Source organism: Cardiobacterium hominis (assembly GCF_900637305.1).
Lineage (GTDB): Bacteria > Pseudomonadota > Gammaproteobacteria > Cardiobacteriales > Cardiobacteriaceae > Cardiobacterium > Cardiobacterium hominis.
In genome coordinates this window covers 1,662,274-1,682,670 of record NZ_LR134365.1, presented here as the reverse complement: position 1 = coordinate 1,682,670, position 20,397 = coordinate 1,662,274, and the positions used below count along the sequence as shown (strand labels likewise).

Sequence of the window (20,397 nt, the reverse complement as noted above, 5' to 3'; positions counted from 1 at the left end):
GATAAAGGCGATATGGCGGCCATTGACGAATTCTTTGACATTTTTGTTTTTAACGAGGAGAAAAAATGAGCAAAAAATACATATTCGAAGGCTACTCGGATGACACCTTCGGCGAATACGGCATCAGCCAAATAGACCACTGCGACAACGGGGAACGTTCGATAAGGGAATTCATCGTATCGCGGCCAAACGGAGAAGGTATGCTGATTACCGGCCAATACAACAGGGCTGGAATGTGGCACATCGGCATGTCCCTGTTGAACGAAGACAAACCGCTGGACAAAGCAGCATGGCAAATCAGCTTTGAGCAGAACGAAGAAGCAGCGTACCGCAACCGCCTGATCGTAAACGCACCTGACGATGCCTGGATACGAAGCCTTGCCGACAGCGAATAACGGAGGAAACATGAAACTCAAAACACCATACAAGACCGAGAAAATACAGCGGCTTACTAAGGAGCAACTCATCGCCAAGATAAAGGAACTGCAAGCGTATTTAGCCAAAGAATCGGACGAAGCCAGAGACAAAATCGACCCGCACAACCGTTACAAAGACTATTACGAAGGCGCACACCGCGCATACGAAATAGCCGTTTATACCATCCGCGACATCTTCGAAACAGATCTGCCGGAACACTGGTGAAAAACAAACTCACCTCAGCTGGGGAAGAGGGAAGCAGACAAGCGGCGAGTGTCTGCGGCTTGAAACAACCGCCGCCGCATCCGCAGATATCGGCCTGAGTGGACGCCGACTTGCCGCCGTTAGCGGCTACCGGATTCAACAAAAGACAAAAGAGGAAACAATGGCAAAACTTATCAAGAATTTTTTTGGTGCTGATTTGGTCGTGACCGACGAAACCAACTACATCACACTTGACGAAATCGGAGATGTGGAATGCTGGGAGATACGACCAGATTATTTGCTGGGCGAATGGCGCAGCGGGGGAAGTCAGGGGAAAGCAGGATGGCGCCCGATAATCAGGCCGGATTTAGGATTCGACTTCGGGGGGCACAACAAATTCCGTGAGTATATACGGACGCACTGGTGCTTCCATGTTTCAAACCTAACCTTTGAGCCTTTTCAGGTATCGGATTACCAAGTGCCACCCGCGCGGCTTATCGAGTGGTATGGCCGGAAAGTGGAGGTGCCCCAATGGGCAGGGTATCTCGCACTGCAACCACAAATCAGGGAGGAAGGCGAAAAAGTTTATCCGCTGGTAGCGTACGAATTACAACCGGACTGGTTGGATGGACATTGGTGCGAAGGTAGGTTATCGCTGACCGTGGCGTGTGTCATTTCGCCACCCGTGAAGCCGGAAGACAGTTTGATGAAGCTGAAGCTATGACTCTTTTGCTTTTAGAGGATAAAAATGAATTACTCAGAAATGCCGCGTGAAGCTCATGTCACCATAGCCGATATTTCCACTTCCAAGACTCGGGGGCGGGAGCATCGGGGACTAATCCCCTTGTCACCACAAACCATCCGCCGCTTGGAGCGCAAGGGCCTGTTCCCCGCTTCACGCAGGTACTCCGACACCAGAGGGCGCTACTACATCCTCGGCGAGGTACTGGACTGGCTCGCGCAACAAAACAAAGCCGACGTCACTTGACGTTGGCTTTCAACATGTCCAAATAATCAGCCCACTCTTGCAGCATTTTTCGCCGCTGTTCGAGGTAGTCCGCGTGATTGTAGGTTCCCCGGACTTCATTCTTGTCTGTATGGCCTAGCTGTTTCTCGACCCATATGCTGTCGTAGTCCTGGTTATGCAGCAGGGTCGACGCCGTATGCCGCCAACCGTGCGGCACAATTTTTTCGTGATAGCCAATACTCTTTAACACCTTGCCCTCGGCACCGGCGCTGAATGGCTTGTTGCGGTGGATGTTGCAAAAGACGTAATCCGTCCGCCCTGTGACCAAGCGCAGACCGGCAATAATTTCCCACGCTTGGCGAGAAAACGGTACCGCGTTGACATTTTTCCGCCGCACTGTCTCATCATCACTGCGCCGCCAAAGGCGCTGTTCAAAGTCTATTTCGTCCCAGCGCATCAGCCGGATTTCCGTCGGGCGCGTGAAAATAAGGGGATGCAGACGCGCCAACCCTCTCGCTTGCGGACTGCCGGTGTATTCGTCCAGTGCGACCAGTAGGCGGCCAATCTCGCCAGGGTCTGTGATATGGCGGAAAGGGACAGATTTCCCGGTTACCAGCAATTCCGACAAATCCGCTGCAGGATTGTATTTGCAGATCCGGATGGTGATCATCGCGTAGCGAAACACCTGCGTCGTCGCGCTCAATAGCTTGTGCGACGTCTCAATTTTACCGGCCGCCTGTAATTCTTGCAGTACACGCAGGATTTGCGTCGGCTCAATTTCCGTCACCGGATAATCACCGATGCGGGGATACATGTACCGCTCCAGCATGCTTCTTGTAGCCCGCTGATGTTGCTTGCCCCATTTCTTCACCTCAGCCCGATGCTCGAGCCACCGCTTGGCAACATCGGCAAAGGTATTTTCCAGCGCCACTGTCCTGTCTTGCCGTAGCTGTTTCGCGGCCAGCTTCGGATCAATTCCACGCGCAATCAGTAATTTCACTTCATCACGTCGCTGCCGCGCCTGTTTCAGGCTGACCTTTGGATACACGCCGAAGGACACAGTCTGTTGTTTCTTACTGCCGGGCATGCGGTAGTACAGCCGCCAGTACTTTTTCCCGTCTGACGTCACCTGCAGGCACAGGCCGCCGCCGTCAAAATACTTTCTCACGTTCTTGTCCGGCGCGGCGGCAGTCCGGCATTGAGTTTCAGTTAGTGCCACATTAAGTACTACACGGTTTTTCAGTCCTACAGATAGTACTACAAAAGGCTTGGTATAACGTGGATACACATGGATACATCTGGCGCATAAAAAAGCCCCAGAAGCCAGGCCAATACTGGTGGTTTGGTAACTTCTGGAGCCTTGTGGATACAAAAAATGGTGGAGGCGGGGGGATTTGAACCCCCGTCCGCGAACACGCAACTTTCGGTACTACATGTTTAGGCTCGTTTTTAATTTAATGGGCGTGCAGCCAACGGCCAGGCAACCCGCACACGATTCCGCTAAATTTGACTGCCTAGCGGCGGACGCGCTAAACAGCGGTTCTGTAAAAATGCCACTCAATTTGAACGTACAGACACATTCAAGTGAGCGTCAGCGGGAATTAAGCCGCTAAAGCGTAGTTGTCGTCGTTTGCAACTATTAGGTTGAAAGGGTTTTACGAGGTTCTTTCATCCTCGACATGCACCTGGAGCCTTGTCATCCCCGTCGAATCCAGGAACGCCCCCAAGTGCCGCGCATTATATCGGCTGTCGCCCGAAAAATCCAGCCACAATTCACCATCGTTTTTTGTCGGCGAGAGGCGTAAAATTTGCATTTTTGCAATGGAAGTTTGACATGATTGCCTGGATTGATGCACAGCGGGCGGGGCTGTTCGCCCGCCAATACTGGTTACGCAACGTGATTGCGGGAATTATTGTCGGCGTGGTCGCGTTGCCACTGTCGATGGCTTTTGCCATTGCCACCGGCGTCAAGCCGGAACAAGGCATTTATACGGCGATTATTGCCGGGATAGTGGTTTCTGTCTGCGGCGGTTCGCGCGTGCAGATTGCCGGGCCGACGGGCGCTTTTATTGCCATTCTTGCCGGCATTACCGCAACCTATGGTATCAATGGTTTACAGGTGGCGACTTTTTTGGCGGGCGTCATGTTGCTGTTGATGGGTTTATTCCGTCTCGGCGCGATGATTCGTTTTATTCCGATGCCGGTCATTCTTGGTTTTACCGCGGGCATTGGTGTGGTCATTTGGGTTGGGCAATGGTCGGCCTTTTTTGGACTGCCCAAAGCGGAAGGCGCACATTTTTATGAGCAATTATGGTCGCTCCTGCGCAATTTGCCACATTTGCATCCGGCAACGACTGCCTTGGCGCTACTTTCACTCGCCTTGCTGATTATCGTCCCCAAGGTTGCACTGTTACGCCGCATTCCATCGCCCATGTGGGTCTTGATTGTCGCCACCACTTTGCAAGCTGTTTTTCAGTTTGACGGGGTAAAAACCATTGGTACGGCATTCGGCGGTATTCCCACCGGTTTGCCGCATTTCGCCCTGCCGCGTTTTGCCTGGACAGATATGGCGACTTTAATGTTGCCCGCCTTTACTATTGCCATGTTGGGCGCGATTGAATCGCTGCTTTCTGCGGTTGTCGCCGATGGCATGGCAGGCACGCGCCACCATTCCAATCAGGAATTGGTCGGGCAGGGGCTTGCCAATATGCTGTCGCCGTTATTCGGCGGTTTTGCCGCGACGGGAGCGATTGCGCGTACCGCGACCAATATCCGTCAAGGCGGTAACAGCCCGCTTGCCGGAATTATTCATGCCATTACGCTGGCTTTGGTGTTGTTAGTTGCAGCCCCGCTTGCCGCCAATATTCCGCTGGCGGCTTTGGCGGCGATTCTTTTTCAGGTTGCCTGGAATATGAGTGAACCAAAGCGCTGCATCAATATGCTGCGCCGTGCGCCGCGTGCGGATAATGCGCTGTTCTTGATTACTTTCTTTTTGACGGTGCTGGTTGATTTGGTGGTCGCGGTTAATATTGGGGTTATTCTCGCCACCTTGCATTTTTTGGGACAGATGGCGAAAGCAGTCGAGGTCAAAAAAGGTGAGCAAAGCAGCGATGCGGAAGCCTTGCCGGATGATGTACAGATGTTCGTTGTCAATGGCCCATTCTTTTTTGGCGCGATGGAGAAATTCGAGCAGACTTTGGCAGATATCAATACGCAACCGCGCGCCGTTATTTTGCGGATGCGGTGGGTGCCTTATATTGATATGACCGGCATTTTGACGCTGGAACGGGTTATCGGTGATTTTCAGAAGCGCGGTATCCGCGTTATGGTTTCCGGTGCGAATGAGCAGGTGCGCGCGGGATTAAGCCGCAGCGGTGTGCTGGATTTGCTTGGGGAAGGGAATTTTGTCCGCGATTTTGCCGCCGCGGTAGAAACGTTACGGCAATAAGAAAAGCCCCTCATCGAGGGGCTTTTTTCACGGTGTCATTTCCGTTTTCTTGATAATGTCCGGGTATTTGTTCGTGACGTCCTCAGAGGTAAAGCGATGCACGCTGGAGATAATGTCTTTCAGCGGTTCGCCGACGCTCCGACTGAATCCCTGTGTTTGCAAATCGCTCAACGATTTCTGGTACTGTGCAAAGAGGCCGTCGCATTTTTGTTGTAATGCTTTATCGGGAATACGCGGACAGCCATTTTTTTCCCGCATATGTTGCACTTCACGAACAAGCGGTTCGGTTAGTGTTTGCGGAATCGTGCCGCCATAATGCCCCTGCGCAATAATATGCGCGAGCATCTCGTTTTCTGTTTTCCGGTATTGGTTAAAGCTTTCGATATAAATCCGCAGCGATGCTTTGGTCGATGATTTTTGGCTGTTTTCGTAATACCGCCAGCCCAAAATGCCGCTCAATACCAGCAAGATACCCAGCAAAACAGGTTTTCCCATTAGACAGCCTCAGCCAGGCATTGCAACAGCAAGGCGCTGGATGCCGCGCCCGGGTCTTTATGGCCGGCGCTGCGTTCGCCGAGATAGCTGGCGCGGCCTTTTTTCGCGACCAACGGGATGGTCGCTTCTGCCTGTTCCTGCGCGGTTCTGGCTGCTGCTTGCAGCGCGTCCTTAAGGCTCACACCGCTGGCGGCCGCCTGTTTGAGCACTTCCGCCACCGGCAGCCAGACGTCCACCATGGTTTTGTCGCCCGCGGCCGCCTGTCCGCGCGCAACCAAGCCGGCACTGCCGTCGGCGATGGCTTGCGCGAGCGTTGCCAAATCGGCTTCGTTTTTACCGTTGAGCGCAGGCGCGGCCTTGATGAAGAAGGTGCCGTAAAGCGGGCCGCTGGCGCCGCCGACGGTAGAAAGCAGCGTCATGCCGACGCTTTTGCTGAGACTGCCGAGGTCTTTGCCTGCCTCTGCCGCCAGTTTTTCCTGCACCTTGCTGAAGCCGCGGTGCATGTTCAGGCCGTGGTCGCCGTCGCCGATGGCGGTATCGAGCGCGGTCAGTTCGTCCTGCGCGGCGGCAAGCGCGGCGGCGCAGCGGTCTATCCAGTTGATGTATTGGCTGTTGGTAAAACTCATGCGCGGCCTCCGTTGCTCCAGCCCGGCGTGCTTACCGGCGCGTCAAAGAGTTCGAGTACGGCGTCGTCCGCCTTGAGCAGGGTGATGGAGATGCCCTGCATGTCAAGCGAGGTGCAGTACGAGCCGACCAGACTGCGGGCGATGGTAAGGCCGAAGTCGGCGCAGCAGCGGGCGAGCGCGTGATAGACGCCGTAGCATTCGGAAAGCGGCACGCTGCCGAGATTATTGACCAGCGCAATGACGCGGTCGCCTTTGGCCAGCGGCTGTTTTTCCTGATTGACTTCATCCCAACTGGCCGTCGCGCCATTCCACAGGCGCAGGGTGCGGTGATAGGCGCCGTGTTCAATCAGGGTGGCGAACATTTGCGTGACGGTGTCGTCCAACCCTTTGAAGGCGCGACGTTCGATGCCCGGTTCGCCGTGGATGCCCACGCCAAATTCCATTTCGTCATCGGCAAGGGTGAAGGACGGCTTGCCTGCGGCGGGTACGGTGCAGGCGCCGAGGGCGATGCCGATGCTATGGCATTGGTCGTTGAGGCGGCGTCCCAATGCGGCAAGGCTGGCGAGGTCATCGCCGCGCCGCGCCGCCGCGCCCAGCAGTTTTTCCAGCAATACGGTGCCGGCGACACCGCGCCGCCCGGCGGTGTAGAGGCTGTCTTTCACCGCGACGTCGTCATCGGTGAGGACGAAAGCGACTTCCGTGCCCATGTCATGCAGCAGTTCGGCGGCAGTTTCAAAATTGAGAACGTCGCCGGTGTAATTTTTGACCAGCAGCAGCACGCCCTTACCGCCATCTACCGCCTGCGCGCAGGCAACAACCTGATCGGGCGTCGGCGAGGTAAAAATTTCGCCCGGCACCGCGCCGTCAAGCATGCCGTCGCCAACAAAACCGCTGTGCATCGGCTCATGCCCGCTACCGCCGCCGGAAATCAGCGCGACCTTGCCGGCAAGCGGCGCGTCGCTGCGGGCAATAAAGACCGGATCGCGGTGCAGGCGCAGCGCCGGATGCGCGGCGACGAAGCCTTGCAACTGTTCATTCAAGACCGTTTCCACTTGGTTAATGAGCTTTTTCATCACTTTCTCCCATTTATAAAAGCCGGATTCACAAAATTGAACACATTATACCCTCATCGCCCGCTGTCGCACGCCCCTGGCTGACGGCTGACAATATGCTCCGACGCAATGCACACCTCGCATTCATTACTAAAGCTCTGGCGAAAGCGGTGGCCGCCATAATCATAAGTAATGCAGACCGGATCATGCACCGCCGGACAAATGCGCGCGGCACAATCGCGCAGGCTTAAGGGCTTTTCCGGGGAAAGCGCCAGCGGCCCGTCGAAAGGTTTACGCGATTGACAACTCACCAACGCCAAAGCGAGCGCGCCCAAAATCCAGAATTTCATTGCTTGAGTAACCCCTGTTTTTGCAAAAACGGCAACATATGCGGGCGCACCGGTTCATTCAATGCCTTGCGAATGCTGTAAGACCAATCCAAATCCTTGCCGCTGCGCGCCAGATAATAATCGCGCAACTGCGCATCATATTGCGCGACCACATCCGGATTTGGCGCGGCATAGCGGTTTTCAAAAAACATCAATTCACGCGGCAGGCGCGGTTTTAAGGGCGGCTCCTGATCGGGATAACCCAAACACAAACCCACCAGCGGCACGCAATATTCCGGCAAACCGACGAGCGCCGCGACCGCTTCAATATCATTGCGCAAAGCGCCAATAAAAACGCCGCCCAAACCCAAAGACTCGGCGGCAAGCAAAACATTCTGCGCCATAATGCCAGTATCGAGCGCGCCAATAATAGAAACCTCCGCCCAATCCACTTGCGCTTCCGGCAAAATCGTTTTTGCCTTGTAAAAGTCCATGCAGAATAACAAAAACTCGGCGCAGTCAGTCACGTATGCCATATCGCTTGCCGCGCGACGAATACCGGCACGAATGGTCGCATCCGTAATGCGGATAATCGAAACACATTGCAGATTATTGGAAGTCGAAGCCATGCGCCCGGCATCCATCAGGGATTCCAGAATCTCCGGCGCAATGGGTTGCTGCGTAAATTTGCGAATGGAGCGATGCGCCAGGGCAGTCGCCACAGCAGGATTGCTGTTCATAAAGCCTCCGTAGAAAAAGAAGCGGCAATATACGCGCAAAAGCACCGCCATGCCAGCCGCCGCAATCCGCTATACTTACCGCTTTAACCGGAGCCCCTCATGACCATCACCCTCTATCACAACCCGCGCTGCTCCACCTCGCGCAGCGCCCTCGCCCTCTTGCGCGAACACGGCGTCGAGCCGCACATCATCGACTACCTGCAAACCCCCTTGAGCCGCGACGCCCTCGCCGCGCTCATCGCCCGCAGCGGCCTGCCGGTGCGCGATTTCCTGCGCCGCAAAGAAGCGCTCTACAGCGAACTGCAACTGGACACGCAGGACGACGAAGCACTGCTGGACGCGCTGGCCGCCCATCCGCAACTGTTCAATCGCCCGGTCGCAAGCAGCGAACAAGACGTACGCATCGGCCGTCCGGCAGAGCGCGTTTTGGAATTGCTGGAAGAAGAAAAATGAATGCGCAACAAATACTCGATTTCTGGTTTTCTCCGGAAACGGAGCCTTATTGGTTTGCCAAAAGCGATGCCTTTGATGCAAAAATTCACGCGCAATTTCTCGCCGTGTGGCAACAAGCGGCGGCTGGCGAACTTTACCATTGGCGTGACAACCTCCCAGGCCGCCTCGCCGAAATCATTATTCTTGACCAATTCTCGCGCAATCTGTACCGCGACAATCCGCTTGCCTTTGCGCAAGACGGCATGGCATTGATATTGGCGCAAGAAGCCATTCAGCAAAAAGACTTTGCCCAAATGGAAATGATACAGCGAAAATTCATGCTGATGCCCTTCATGCACAGCGAAAGCGCCGCCATGCACGAATGGGCGACTGCATTATTTGCGCAATATACCGATGCGCTTACCATCGACTTTGAGGCGAAACACAAAGCCATCATTGACCGCTTCGGCCGCTATCCACACCGCAATGAAATATTGGGACGAAAAAGCAGCGCGGAAGAAATTACCTTCTTACAACAGCCGGGCTCGGCATTCTGAATGGAGGATTGATGCTCACCGTAATAACAGATGCTGCGGCACTCGCAGCCGCACAACAAACCTTCCGGGAAAACTTATTGGCAGCAATGCCGCAACGCATTACCTGCACCGTGTCCGGTGTTGGCGGCGGTTTTTCCACCGAAGTTGCCTACGCGCCGGAATGGGATTTATGGTACGCGCAACAAATACAGGACAAAAAATGCTGGAATGGTTTTGGCATTGGTGCGCCTATCGCGGGCAAAAAAGTCGCGCTTGCCGCAGAAATCAATTTCCCGGCAGAAGGATTGAACCGCGCCCTTTCCGGCGTCTTTGCGCGCGATGAAAACGACCGCGTTTTCGTCCTGCACCGCGGCAAAATCCGCGGCGGCAAGGCGCTGTTTTTCCGCCATTACCACGGCGAAACGGTCAGTGCCGACGACGGCGGCAAGCCGGATGATTTCGCCCGCATCGCCGCGCTGGACGACGCCGCTTTTGCCGGCAAACTCGCCGACTTCGTGCGGCAAATCCTCGCCATCAAGGCGGCGGCTAAAAAGGATAGCGCGTAGCCGCAATAAACCACGCCGCCGTGCCAAGGCGTACAGCCTTCGGCGGCGTTGGGCGCTTCTTCGGCTATGTATTGCGCCGGGCTTGTAAATTCAAGACGCACGACACCCGCCCGTTTACATATATCAATCGCATTTTCCATAGATGCCGATGCTAAAATCCGCGCGCTGAAATGCGCGTTACACCCTTAAGCAAAAAGCGGTGAACCTCTTAAGGCGAAAGACAAAAAACACCTTGCCAAAAGGACATCTCGGCTCCTGTCATCCCTATCTGGAGAATCCGCCATGTACCCTTGAAAACCCGCCGCGCTTGCTGCGGCCGTCCTCCTCGCCTGCCATGCCCACGCACAAAACGGCGAAGACCCGCAAGCCATCACCGTCAAGAGTGACCGCGACAACACCCGCACCGAGGACGTCAATTCCTACACCATCTCGGCGATGCGCACCACCACCGGCCTGACTGGAACAACCCCGGACAGCCGCAACTACAGCGGCAACGACTACACCACCCACGCCATTGCCGGCGGCGTGCGCGTGAACCCCACCGACAACCTGCACATCCTCACCGGCACCCGCTACAGCCACTGGAAACGCGACTGGAGCTGGGACTACGACCTGAGCGACGGCAAACCCGACACCCGCGCCGATCGCGAGCAACGCACCGAAAAAAGCCGCTTCGTGCCGTACCTCGGCGTCACCTACGACCTTGACCCCAACAACAGCCTCTATGCCAGCTACACCAGCATCTTCAAATACAACACCAACCCCGGCAAAAACGGCCAACCGCTGCCCGCAACCCTGGGCAACAACTACGAAGTCGGCTGGAAAGGCGAATGGTACAACGGCGACCTGAACGCGAGCGTCGCGCTCTTCCAGATTGACCAGAAAAACACTGCCATCAACAGCTGCCAGCGCCTGACCGACGGCACAAACCGCTTCTACTTTGAGCCGATGACCCTGCAGAGCCGCGGGCTGGACGCCGAAATCAGCGGCAAACTGACCGACCAATGGCAAATGTTCGCGGGCTACACCTACAACACCCGCAAATACACCGAAACCATCGGCAGCACCCTCAAGGGCAGCGACTTCAACAAACAGACGCCGAAACACATGCTGCGCCTCTACACCAGCTACCGCCTGCCGGGCGCGGCAGAAAAATGGACGGTCGGCCTCGGCATGAGCACGCAAAGCGGCACCAGCAGCGGTTGGGACGTGAAAAACGGCGGCCACACCCTCTGGAACGCCAACGTGCAATACAAACCGACGCAAGACCTCAGCGTCGGCGTTGCCGTCAATAACCTCACCGACAAGCGCTACTACGAAAACCACGGCATCCGTGCGCACGGCTGGGGCAACTTCTACGGCGAACCGCGCAACGTCATGCTCAACGTCAAATGGGAGCTGAAATAAACGGCTGAGCGCACCCGTTGGCTCAGACTGCTGCCCAAAAAAACCGGGGGGTCGGTTAGCGACATCGTCCTGGGAGCTGTTTGCATTTCAGCGGATAAGCCCCTCTCCCAGTGGGACAAGCATTGCTTGCGCAGCAAGAGAGGGGTTGGGGTGAGGGCAGGGATAAACAAACTTCGCATGACAACCTACGTTTGAGGACTCCCTCGTTTTGAATAATGCCGTCGCTACGCGACTTTTCACACCCCCTCCCCGGGTTCTCATGAAAAAGGCGTCTGCCTTTTTCATGGAGAGCCCCGCCTCCCCCGCTCCGCGGGGGAGGCGGGGCTCAAATTGCCAATAGCCCCTAACCTCCCTTACCGCCTGTTACAAAAATCGCCACCGCTCCCGAAAGCCATGACCCACAAACTGCTCCCCATACTCATCAGCGCGTTAATCCTTTCCGCCTGCCAAAGCGCCCTGCCGCCCGACAACACCACCCCCGTTGCGACGGCGGCGCCGCACAACCTCATCCTCTACTACCACGGCGACCATGCCGACAGCGCATTGCGTCAGCACATCGCCGCTTACGGCGCAGAAATTCTCTACCACTATCCCATCCTGCACGGCTTCGCCATCCGCATCCCTGCCGACAAAAGCCTGAACGACGCCGAAGCCTACTTCAGCCAACTGCCAAACGTTAGCGGCGTACTGCGCGACCAAACCCAACAGCTGCAATAAACCCATAAGCCGTACACCAAACGCGCCGCTGATGCGGCGCGCGTTTGTGATGGCTGTCTTTATAACCTGTTTGAGTCTGCTAGACATCCCCTAGGATAGCGATAAGACTTTACGGTGGGGCAAGCCCCACCCTACCTGATCAAAGGGTGCGCCGAGGCGCACCCTGTGGTTTAGGTTTAGAGGATGTGGCTGTTGTCCTCCTGCGGTAGCGGCGGGGCGGGCGGGACGCTGTGGTGCGACGGGTCGTAGTGTTGCGCACTGTGGATTTCCACGTGCGTCAGGATGTCTTCCGCGGTGAGTGTTTTGCCGTCGTGTCCCGTGATGTCGATGGTGCGCGTGTGGCCTTCGCGGTCTGTGACGTTGAGGTGTTGTTGGCCGTTCGCTTCTTGGCTGATTTCCAGGCGGGCGTCGGCAAGCTGGTCGCCGGTCAGCACGATGCGGTCGCCGCCTTGCGGGTCGAAGTCGGTGATGTGGCTGTTTTGCCAGCTGGCGCTGTCGTGGCTGTCCAGCAGGTAGGCGAAGGTGTCTGCGCCCGCGCTGCCGTGTTGTTCGCCGCTGCTGTCTGTGGCTGCTTTCGCGGGGTAGTGCAGCGGGGTTTCGGCGGCGGCAAGGTGGTAGGGCTGTGCGCTGTCCTCATCTCCGCGGTTTTCTTGTGCCGCGGGCTGTTCGCCGGTGCTGTCGTGATGCTGATGCGGTGTGGCGTGGTGTTCGAGGTTGCCGCTAGCGCTTGGGGTGTAGTGCGCGACCCAGTCGATCTGGATGTTTGAGGTGGCAGGGGTGTGCGCGCCGGGGATGGCGTTATCGATGCTTTCGCTCTGTGCCGCGCTGCCGTTAGGGTCTTGCGAGCCGGTCTGCATGCCCAGCCACATCATTTCGCTGGTGGCGGGGACGTTTTTCAGGGTGTACCACGGTTTGCCGTCAAAGGTGTAGGTGATGGTGCCCGCATCAGGGTCAATGATGGCGCCGTAGGTGTGCCAGCCGGTCAGGTCGGCGTTGCGGAGGTACTGGTTGTCCTGCTGGTGATCGGCTGCCGTACCCCAGTGGTAGGTGCCCATGATGTTCGGGTCGCGCGCACGGCCTTCGGCAAAGTCGACTTCCGGCGGCCAGTTTTCGCTTTTCGGCCAGAGCAGGAAGACGTAGCCGATGCCTTTGGCGTCGGAGAATTTGGCGCGGATTTCCCAGCGTCCGCCGCTCGCCGCGAAGGTGTTGCCGCTGCTGATGCCAGCGCTGGTCCAGGCGCCGTTGTGGTATTGGTTCTGGATGTTGAGGACGCCGTCGGCAGTGTAGGCGTTGCTTTGCTGGTAGCGCCCCATGCTGCCGTGTTCGGGGGTTTGCCAGTCCCAGCCGTAGCGTGTCCAGCCGCTTTCTTCGACGGGTTTGTCGAAGGTGTCGTGCCAGTCGGGTTTCCAGCCGTCGTATTCGGCGACGGCGCTGTTGCGTCCGCCTGCGCCGCTGTTTTGGCTGTCGTTGTTGTGCGCGTGTACGCGGCCGCCGGCGGCAAGAATGCTGGATGGCAGGGTAACGCTGCCGCTATCCGGGTCGATGCTGGGCGCGGTCGTGCGTTTGTCCGGGTTGACTTCGCTGAGGTGCCAGCGGTTGTTGTTATCACGCCAGGCGTTCAGGGTGACGTTGCCGAACTGGTTGTCCTGGTAGGTGATGTGGATGTGCTGTGCGCCTGCGGCCGGGGTGATGGTGGTGCTATCGGCACCTTCGTGCACGTTCGGCGCGGCGATGGTGCCGTCGTTATCGCGGATTTCGCCGGTAAGCGAGGCCTTCCAGTCCGGCACGGTCGCACCGCCATCGGCGCTCGTGATGCTGACTTTGTAGGTTTCGATGTGCTCGGCGTTTGTGTCGTCGCGGGTGTCGATGCGGAAGGTGGCGTGGCTTTCGCCAGCGCGGATGGTGACGGTCTGGGTGCTGTCATCAAGGTCACCGGCGTCGGTGTCTTTGTGGCTGACGCGGACGTTAAAGGTGAGGTCGCGTTCGGCGGGGCGGTTCAGGCGGATCAGGTAGTGTGCGCTGTCGCCTTCGTTGACGGGGGCATCGCCCGCGGCAAAGAGGTAGGCTTCGAGCGGGGGGGTATCGGCACCGCTGCGCAGGGTGGTTTCTGCGCTTTGTGCGCCATTTTGTCCGCCGCTGGCGCGGACGGTGCTGTTGTCGAGGATGCGCTCTGGCGGCAGGGTGATGGTGCCGCTTGCCGGGTCAATGCTGGCGCTGGTTCCGGCGGCGGTGATACGCCATTCGCCGTTTTCTTTGGCGGCGCTGAGGGTTCTGGCGATGCCGTTGTTGTCGGTGTAGGCCATGCTCAGGCTGTCGTTGTCGGCGGCGGGGGTGAGGGTGATGCCGCCGCTGTGGGCGGGGTCATGCGCGAGGGTCGGCACGCCGATACGGCCACTGTCGCTGTCGGCGGTCAGGGTGGCGACGCGGTCGGCATGGATGCCGCGCGCGGCGTTGCCCGCCATGACGGTGCTGCCGTCTTGTACTTGTCCGGGCGCGAGGGTGATGACGCCGCTTTGCGGGTCAACGCTCAGGCTGCTGTCGGACGCCTGCCAGCGGTCATTGTGTTTGACGAGGTCGATGTCGTGCGTCCGTCCGCTTTCGTCGCGGTAGCGCAGGTGCAGGCTGTCCGCGCCATGGGCGGGGGTGATGGTGATGCCGCCGCGCTGCGCGTCGTCGCGGGCAATGTTCGGCGCATCGGGCACGGTGATGCCCGCTTGCGGGTCATGCGCGGGGGCGGCGGGCAACGGGCTAGCCGCGCCTTTGTTGCCTTCGTCTTTGACTTGCACGGCGATGTCCCGGCTGTACGCCGCGCCGTGGTTGTCGGTCGCCGTCACGGTGAGCTGGATGCGTTTTTCTTCGCCGTAGTGCACGCTCTGCCCGTCTTTGAGTTTGAGGGTGCCGTCGGCGGTGATTTCAAAGCGGCTGTCGCTGACGGTGTAAGTGTGGGTATCGCCGCTGTCGGGATCGCTGACGCCCAGTTTGCCCACGGTGGCGCCGCCGCTCTCGGCTTTGACCCAGTACGAGGCGCTGTCGCCTGCGTTCAGGGTGATGGCGGTCGGGCTGTGGTTCGGTGTGCCGCTGTCGATATCCAGCGGGCTACTGAGCGGGTTTTCGTCGTGTCCGGCGTTGTCTTTGTAGCTGGCGCGCACGGTGATTTTGTGCCCGGCGTCGTCGCTGGTGAGCGTGTAGGTCTTGCCGTTGGCATTGGCGATGGGATTGCCGTCGCGCAGCCACTGATACTGCACGTTGTCAGCGGTAAAGCCGTCGCTGTCGCTGACGGTGGCGGTAAGTTCGCCGCCGACTTTCGCCTCGCCGGTGATGCTGACCGTGCCAGCATGATTCGGCTGCGGTTGCGGCGGCTGAGGATTGGGCGGGGTTTGGTTATCAACCACCGCATCCGTTTGCGCGCTGGTCGGGGATTCGTGGTTTTTGGCGTTGTCGTCGTAGGTCGCCTGCACGCTGATCTTGTGGCCGACATCAGCGGCGGTCAGCTTGTAGGTGTCGCCCTCCGCCCCGCTGATCTTCTGCCCATCGCGCAGCCACTGATACTTGACGCTGGCACTGTCAAAACCGTCGTCGTCTTTGACCGTGGCGGAGAGGATCTCGCCAACCTTCGCCTCGCCCGTGATGCTGACCGCGCCGGCGTGGTTCGGCTGCGGTTTGGGCGGTGTTTGGCTATCAACAACCGCATCCGTTTGCGCGCTGGTCGGGGATTCGTGGTTTTTGGCGTTGTCGTCGTAGGTCGCCTGCACGCTGATCTTGTGACCGACATCAGCGGCGGTCAGCTTGTAGGTGTCGTCCTCCGCGCCGCTGATCTTCTGCCCATCGCGCAGCCACTGATACTTGACGCTGGCACTGTCAAAACCGTCGTCGTCTTTCACCGTGGCGGAGAGGGTCTCGCCAACCTTCGCCTCGCCCGTGATGCTGACCGCGCCATCATGATTGGGCTGCGGTTGCGGCGGCTGAGGATTGGGCGGGGTTTGGTTATCAACCACCGCATCCGTTTGCGCGCTGGTCGGGGATTCGTAGTTTTTGGCGTTGTCGTCGTAGGTCGCCTGCACGCTGATCTTGTGACCGACATCATCGGCGGTCAGCTTGTAGGTGTCGCCCTCCGCGCCGCTGATCTTCTGCCCATCGCGCAGCCACTGATATTTGACGTTGGCGCTGTCGAAACCGTCATCGTCTTTGACCGCCGCTTTCAACTCGCTACCGACCTTCGCCTCACCGGTGATACTGACCGTGCCGGCGTGGTTGGGTTGCGGTTGCGGGTTCGGCGGGGTTTGGTTATCAACCACCGCATCCGTTTGCGCGCTGGTCGGGGATTCGTGGTTTTTGGCGTTATCGTCGTAAGTCGCCTGCACGCTGATCTTGTGACCGACATCATCGGCGGTCAGCTTGTAGGTGTCGCCCTCCGCGCCGCTGATCTTCTGCCCATCGCGCAGCCACTGATACTTGACGCTGGCACTGTCAAAACCGTCGTCGTCTTTGACCGCCGCTTTCAACTCGCTGCCGACCTTTGCCTCGCCCGTGATGCTGACCGTGCCAGCATGATTCGGCTGCGGTTGCGGCGGCTGAGGATTGGGCGGGGTTTGGTTATCAACCACCGCATCCGTTTGCGCGCTGGTCGGGGATTCGTGGTTTTTGGCGTTGTCGTCGTAGGTCGCCTGCACGCTGATCTTGTGGCCGACATCATCGGCGGTCAGCTTGTAGGTGTCGCCCTCCGCGCCGCTGATCTTCTGCCCATCGCGCAGCCACTGATATTTGACGTTGGCGCTGTCAAAACCGTCGTCGTCTTTGACCGCCGCTTTCAACTCGCTGCCGACCTTCGCTTCGCCCGTGATGCTGACCGTGCCGGCGTGGTTCGGTTGCGGTTGTGGCGGCTGCGGCGGTTGCGGGTTCGGCGTCGGGTAGTTGGGATCGTCTTGTACCTGCAAGGTAAATTCTTTGCTGGTCGTGCCGCCGTGACCGTCATCGCTGCTGACTTGTAGCGTGACTTTCGGCTCGGTTGCAAAGTCGAGATGTTTGCCGTCTTTGAGCTTCAGTGTGCCGTCGGCGGTCACTTCAAAGCGGTCGTCGCTCACTTTGTAGGTGTGTTGATCACCGGCATCCGGGTCGGTCGTCGTCAGCTTGCCGATTTCTGCGCCGTCTTTGCCTTCTGCGACTTTGTCATTGTCGAGGGTGATGTCGGTCGGCGCCTGGTTGGTTGAGCTCTGCGGCTGCACCACGCCACTTTCGGCGTCGTGGCTTTCTTTGTTGCCCGCGTTGTCGGTGTATTCGGCTTTGACGCTGATTTTGTGCCCTTCGTCTTCGGCGGTAAGGGTGTAGGTTTTGCCGTTCGCGTTAGCAATTGGCTGCCCGTCGCGCTGCCATTGGTAGTTGACTTTGGCTTCGTCAAAGTTGTCAGCGTCGTGCACTTGCGCGGTCAGGGTTTCGCCTACTTTGGCGTTGCCGCTGATGGCAACGTCGCCTTCGTGGTTCGGCTGCGGTTGCGGCGGGTTGACCGGCGGGTAGTTCGGGTCATCCTGCACGTTCAGGGTGAAGGTCTTGTTGTAGGTACCGTCGTGGCCGTCGTCGCTGGTGATTTGCAGGTTGACGGTTTTTTCGGTCGCGTAGTCGAGGTGCTGTCCGGCTTTGAGTTTGAGGGTGCCGTCGGCGGTCACTTCAAAGCGGTCGTCGCTCACTTTGTAGGTGTGTTGATCACCCGCGTCCGGGTCGGTCGTGGTCAGTTTGCCGATTGCCGCGCCGTCTTTGCCTTCTGCGACTTTGTCATTGTCGAGGCTGATGTCGGTCGGCGCCTGGTTGGTCGAGCTCTGCGGCTGCACCACGCCGCTTTCGGCGTCGTGGCTTTCTTTGTTGCCCGCGTTGTCGGTGTATTCGGCTTTGACGCTGATTTTGTGTCCTTCGTCTTCGGCGGTCAGGGTGTAGGTTTTGCTGTTCGCGTTAGCAATTGGCTGCCCGTCGCGCTGCCATTGGTAGTTGACTTTGGCTTCGTCAAACTGGTCGGCGTCGTGCACTTGCGCGGTCAGGGTTTCGCCTACTTTGGCGTTGCCGCTGATGGCGACGTCGCCTTCGTGGTTCGGTTGCGGTTGTGGCGGGTTGACCGGCGGGTAGTTCGGGTCGTCCTGCACGTTCAGGGTGAAGGTTTTGTTGTAGCTGCCGCCGTGGCCGTCATCGGTTGTGATTTGCAGGGTGACGGTTTTTTCGTTCGCGTAGTCGAGGTGTTTGCCATCTTTGAGCTTCAGCGTGCCGTCGGCGGTCACTTCAAAGCGGTCGTCGCTCACTTTGTAGGTGTGTTTATCGCCTGTATCCGGGTCGGTCGTGGTCAGTTTGCCCACCGTCGCGCCGTCTTTGCCTTCCGCGACTTTGTCATTGTCGAGGGTGATGTCGGTCGGCGCCTGGTTGGTTGAGCTCTGCGGTTGGACGATGCCGCTTTCGGCATCGTGGCTTTCTTTGTTACCCGCGTTGTCGGTGTATTCGGCTTTGACGCTGATTTTGTGCCCTTCGTCTTCGGCGGTCAGGGTGTAGGTTTTGCTGTTCGCGTTAGCAATTGGCTGCCCGTCGCGCTGCCATTGGTAGTTGACTTTGGCTTCGTCAAACTGGTCGGCGTCGTGCACTTGCGCGGTCAGGGTTTCGCCTACTTTGGCGTTGCCGCTGATGGCAACGTCACCTTCGTGGTTCGGTTGCGGTTGTGGCGGCTGCGGGTTCGGATTGGCGGGGTCAACCACTGGTGTGGTCGCGGCGCTGGTCGGCGCTTCAGAGTGCTGCGCGTTGTCGGTGTAGGTCGCGCGCACGCTGATGGTTTTGCCTGCTTCTGCGGCGGTCAGCTGGTAGCTGCTGCCGGTTGCGCCGGCAATGGCAACACCATTCGCCAGCCATTGGTAGGTAACGTTTGCCGGGACGCCGTCATCGTCGTTAACGGTCGCGGTCAGGGTTTCGCCCACTTTCGCCTCGCCCGTGATGCTGACGGTGCCTTCGTGGTTGGTTCCAGGAGGAGTCGGCGGCTGCGGGTTCGGCGTCGGGTAGTTCGGGTCGTCCTGTACGTTCAGGGTGAAGGTTTTGTTGTAGCTGCCGCCGTAGCCGTCGTCGCTGGTGATTTGCAGGGTGACGGTTTTTTCGGTCGCGTAGTCGAGATGTTTGCCGTCTTTGAGCTTCAGCGTGCCGTCGGCGGTTACTTCAAAGCGGTCGTCGCTTACTTTGTAGGTGTGTTGATCACCTGCGTCCGGGTCGGTCGTCGTCAGTTTGCCCACCGTCGCGCCGTCTTTGCCTTCGATAATTTGGGTTTCGGAAAGCTGGATGTCCGTCGGCGCCTGGTTTTGTGGCTGCGGCGGCGGGGTGCTGCCGCTGTCACTGACCGGCTGTGTTGCGGTGCTGATGGGGGCTTCGTGGTGGTTGGCCTGGTCGTCGTAGGTCGCCTGCACCGTGATTTTCGCGCCTTTTTGTGCCGCAGTCGGGGTGAAGGTGGCATCGGTCGCGCCCGCTATCGGTTTGCCGTCAGCCAGCCATTGGTATTTCACTTTGGCGCTGTCAAAGCCGTCGTCGTCCTTGACGGTCGCGGTCAGCGTCTCGCCTACTTTCGGTGTGCCGCTGATGGTGACGGTACCCGCTTTGTTTGGCGCGGGTTGTGGGTTCGGGTTCGGGTTCGGGTTCGGGTTCGGGTTCGGGTTCGGGTTCGGGTTCGGGTTCGGTTGCGGATTCGGGTTGGGGTTGGGTTGCGGGTTGGGGTTGGGTTGTGGGTTGGGGTTGGGTTGTGGGTTCGGGTTGGGTTGTGGATTGGGATTATTCGGATTCGGGTTGTTGGGATTGTTCGGGCCGGGTGGGAACAGCGGGTTGGTGTTGTTGCCCGGATTTTGGTTCGGCGGGGTCGGGGTGTTGCCGGGATTGCTTGGGTTTTGTGGCGTCGGCGGTTGCGGGTTCGGCGGGTTGTCGTGATGGTCGTTTTTGTGGTGTTTGTCGTGGTTGTGCGCGGCAATGGCGATGCCACCGGCAACGAGTCCTACCGCGCCGATGGTGCCAAGTACGCCCAGGGTGGAGGGACCTCCGCTACTGCCTGCGGCAACTGCGCCTTCTGCACCGCTAGCATAAGCGGGGGCGGTCTCAATATGCTCGGCGAGCACGTGTTCGGGGGTGACGATGACGGGATAGCGGTAGAGTTCGCCGTTATTCTGCATGCCGACCAGCGCCCCTTCGCCGCGCGCGAAGTAGTCTTTGATGATGAGGTCGGTGCCGTTGCTGTTGTCAAAGGATATAAGCAGGTCGTCGCCACTGCGCGCGGTGTCGATGCGGACCGGACCAGTGCCGGTCGCCGCGTCGGTGAATTGGTAGTACGCGCCGTTGATGGCGTCGATTTGTTCGACGCGCGCGGTGTTCAGGTCGTATCGGGCAATGGTGTGGCCTTCGGCGGTTTTTAGGGTGAGGGCGATGTTGCTCATTTTGGGATTCCTTTCTGGGTTAGTAGTTGTTA

The 20,397-nt window shown here is 58.3% G+C and carries 17 protein-coding genes and 1 other RNA gene; 10 read left to right on the top strand and 8 right to left on the bottom strand.

Going from position 1 to position 20,397, the window contains the following annotated elements:
- Positions 1 to 65: 65 nt before the first annotated feature.
- From EL199_RS08160 to EL199_RS13005, 4 genes are all read left to right on the top strand, one after another.
- Positions 66 to 395: a hypothetical protein gene (locus tag EL199_RS08160; RefSeq protein ID WP_004142415.1), complete on the top strand. Its 330-nt coding sequence runs from the start codon at positions 66 to 68 to the stop codon at positions 393 to 395.
- Positions 396 to 405: 10 nt separating this feature from the next.
- Positions 406 to 642, top strand: coding sequence for a hypothetical protein (locus tag EL199_RS08155; protein WP_004142418.1), 237 nt, complete (start codon positions 406 to 408; stop codon positions 640 to 642).
- A 160-nt stretch (positions 643 to 802) separates the two neighbouring features.
- On the top strand, positions 803 to 1,345 hold the full coding sequence (locus EL199_RS08150) for a hypothetical protein (RefSeq protein ID WP_004142420.1): 543 nt from the start codon (positions 803 to 805) through the stop codon (positions 1,343 to 1,345).
- A gap of 120 nt (positions 1,346 to 1,465) precedes the next feature.
- Entirely contained in the window at positions 1,466 to 1,609 is a 144-nt protein-coding gene (locus EL199_RS13005) for a helix-turn-helix transcriptional regulator (RefSeq protein WP_197719323.1), read from the top strand.
- Here the strand turns inward: EL199_RS13005 and EL199_RS08140 are convergent.
- Positions 1,602 to 2,807 (bottom strand): tyrosine-type recombinase/integrase, encoded by a 1,206-nt coding sequence (locus EL199_RS08140; protein ID WP_004142423.1) that lies wholly within the window; start codon positions 2,805 to 2,807, stop codon positions 1,602 to 1,604. The genes EL199_RS13005 and EL199_RS08140 overlap by 8 nt on opposite strands.
- Positions 2,808 to 2,964: 157 nt before the next feature.
- Positions 2,965 to 3,313, bottom strand: a transfer-messenger RNA (tmRNA) gene (gene ssrA / locus EL199_RS08135).
- Between the two features lie 109 nt (positions 3,314 to 3,422).
- Between ssrA and EL199_RS08130 the strand changes: the two genes are divergently transcribed.
- The gene (locus EL199_RS08130; protein ID WP_004142425.1) at positions 3,423 to 5,036 is read left to right on the top strand and encodes a SulP family inorganic anion transporter; all 1,614 of its coding nucleotides are present in this window, start codon (positions 3,423 to 3,425) and stop codon (positions 5,034 to 5,036) included.
- Positions 5,037 to 5,063: 27 nt separating this feature from the next.
- Here EL199_RS08130 and EL199_RS08125 read toward each other — a convergent pair whose 3' ends face one another.
- Genes EL199_RS08125 through nfsA form a run of 5 tightly spaced genes read right to left on the bottom strand, consistent with a single transcriptional unit; the run spans position 5,064 to position 8,278 of the window.
- Positions 5,064 to 5,531: a hypothetical protein gene (locus EL199_RS08125; RefSeq protein WP_004142427.1), complete on the bottom strand. Its 468-nt coding sequence runs from the start codon at positions 5,529 to 5,531 to the stop codon at positions 5,064 to 5,066.
- Positions 5,531 to 6,157 carry a dihydroxyacetone kinase subunit DhaL gene (gene dhaL / locus EL199_RS08120; protein ID WP_004142429.1) on the bottom strand — a complete coding sequence of 209 codons (627 nt, stop codon included), beginning with the start codon at positions 6,155 to 6,157 and terminating at the stop codon, positions 5,531 to 5,533. The genes EL199_RS08125 and dhaL overlap by 1 nt, the downstream gene beginning before the upstream one ends.
- Complete coding sequence (gene dhaK / locus EL199_RS08115) at positions 6,154 to 7,230, bottom strand: dihydroxyacetone kinase subunit DhaK (protein WP_004142430.1); 1,077 nt, start codon at positions 7,228 to 7,230, stop codon at positions 6,154 to 6,156. Before dhaK ends, dhaL begins: the two co-directional genes overlap by 4 nt.
- Positions 7,231 to 7,283: 53 nt before the next feature.
- Positions 7,284 to 7,559 (bottom strand): hypothetical protein, encoded by a 276-nt coding sequence (locus EL199_RS08110; RefSeq protein WP_004142431.1) that lies wholly within the window; start codon positions 7,557 to 7,559, stop codon positions 7,284 to 7,286.
- Positions 7,556 to 8,278 carry an oxygen-insensitive NADPH nitroreductase gene (gene nfsA, locus EL199_RS08105; RefSeq protein WP_040355874.1) on the bottom strand — a complete coding sequence of 241 codons (723 nt, stop codon included), beginning with the start codon at positions 8,276 to 8,278 and terminating at the stop codon, positions 7,556 to 7,558. Before nfsA ends, EL199_RS08110 begins: the two co-directional genes overlap by 4 nt.
- A 99-nt stretch (positions 8,279 to 8,377) precedes the next feature.
- Here nfsA and arsC point away from each other — a divergent pair, with 99 nt between their 5' ends.
- The 5 genes from arsC (at position 8,378) to EL199_RS08080 (ending at position 11,936) form a co-directional block, all read left to right on the top strand.
- Positions 8,378 to 8,731 (top strand): arsenate reductase (glutaredoxin), encoded by a 354-nt coding sequence (arsC, locus tag EL199_RS08100; protein WP_004142436.1) that lies wholly within the window; start codon positions 8,378 to 8,380, stop codon positions 8,729 to 8,731.
- Positions 8,728 to 9,267, top strand: coding sequence for a DUF924 family protein (locus EL199_RS08095; protein ID WP_004142438.1), 540 nt, complete (start codon positions 8,728 to 8,730; stop codon positions 9,265 to 9,267). The genes arsC and EL199_RS08095 overlap by 4 nt, the downstream gene beginning before the upstream one ends.
- 11 nt (positions 9,268 to 9,278) lie before the next feature.
- Positions 9,279 to 9,812: a hypothetical protein gene (locus EL199_RS08090; RefSeq protein ID WP_004142441.1), complete on the top strand. Its 534-nt coding sequence runs from the start codon at positions 9,279 to 9,281 to the stop codon at positions 9,810 to 9,812.
- A 369-nt stretch (positions 9,813 to 10,181) separates the two neighbouring features.
- Positions 10,182 to 11,219, top strand: coding sequence for a TonB-dependent siderophore receptor (locus EL199_RS08085; protein WP_315861902.1), 1,038 nt, complete (start codon positions 10,182 to 10,184; stop codon positions 11,217 to 11,219).
- Between the two features lie 393 nt (positions 11,220 to 11,612).
- Complete coding sequence (locus EL199_RS08080) at positions 11,613 to 11,936, top strand: hypothetical protein (protein WP_004142446.1); 324 nt, start codon at positions 11,613 to 11,615, stop codon at positions 11,934 to 11,936.
- 176 nt (positions 11,937 to 12,112) lie between these two features.
- Here the strand turns inward: EL199_RS08080 and EL199_RS08075 are convergent, their stop codons facing one another.
- Complete coding sequence (locus EL199_RS08075) at positions 12,113 to 20,365, bottom strand: family 16 glycosylhydrolase (protein ID WP_170166205.1); 8,253 nt, start codon at positions 20,363 to 20,365, stop codon at positions 12,113 to 12,115.
- Positions 20,366 to 20,397: the final 32 nt, after the last annotated feature.

Coding starts and splice junctions, on each gene's coding strand:
- EL199_RS08160 (WP_004142415.1), top strand. CDS start 66: ATGAGCAAAAAATACATATTCGAAGGCTACTCGGATGACACCTTCGGC.
- EL199_RS08125 (WP_004142427.1), bottom strand. CDS start 5,531: ATGGGAAAACCTGTTTTGCTGGGTATCTTGCTGGTATTGAGCGGCATT.
- EL199_RS08090 (WP_004142441.1), top strand. CDS start 9,279: ATGCTCACCGTAATAACAGATGCTGCGGCACTCGCAGCCGCACAACAA.
- EL199_RS08150 (WP_004142420.1), top strand. CDS start 803: ATGGCAAAACTTATCAAGAATTTTTTTGGTGCTGATTTGGTCGTGACC.
- dhaK (WP_004142430.1), bottom strand. CDS start 7,230: ATGAAAAAGCTCATTAACCAAGTGGAAACGGTCTTGAATGAACAGTTG.
- nfsA (WP_040355874.1), bottom strand. CDS start 8,278: ATGAACAGCAATCCTGCTGTGGCGACTGCCCTGGCGCATCGCTCCATT.
- EL199_RS08075 (WP_170166205.1), bottom strand. CDS start 20,365: ATGAGCAACATCGCCCTCACCCTAAAAACCGCCGAAGGCCACACCATT.
- EL199_RS08130 (WP_004142425.1), top strand. CDS start 3,423: ATGATTGCCTGGATTGATGCACAGCGGGCGGGGCTGTTCGCCCGCCAA.
- EL199_RS08155 (WP_004142418.1), top strand. CDS start 406: ATGAAACTCAAAACACCATACAAGACCGAGAAAATACAGCGGCTTACT.
- EL199_RS08110 (WP_004142431.1), bottom strand. CDS start 7,559: ATGAAATTCTGGATTTTGGGCGCGCTCGCTTTGGCGTTGGTGAGTTGT.
- dhaL (WP_004142429.1), bottom strand. CDS start 6,157: ATGAGTTTTACCAACAGCCAATACATCAACTGGATAGACCGCTGCGCC.
- arsC (WP_004142436.1), top strand. CDS start 8,378: ATGACCATCACCCTCTATCACAACCCGCGCTGCTCCACCTCGCGCAGC.
- EL199_RS08080 (WP_004142446.1), top strand. CDS start 11,613: ATGACCCACAAACTGCTCCCCATACTCATCAGCGCGTTAATCCTTTCC.
- EL199_RS08095 (WP_004142438.1), top strand. CDS start 8,728: ATGAATGCGCAACAAATACTCGATTTCTGGTTTTCTCCGGAAACGGAG.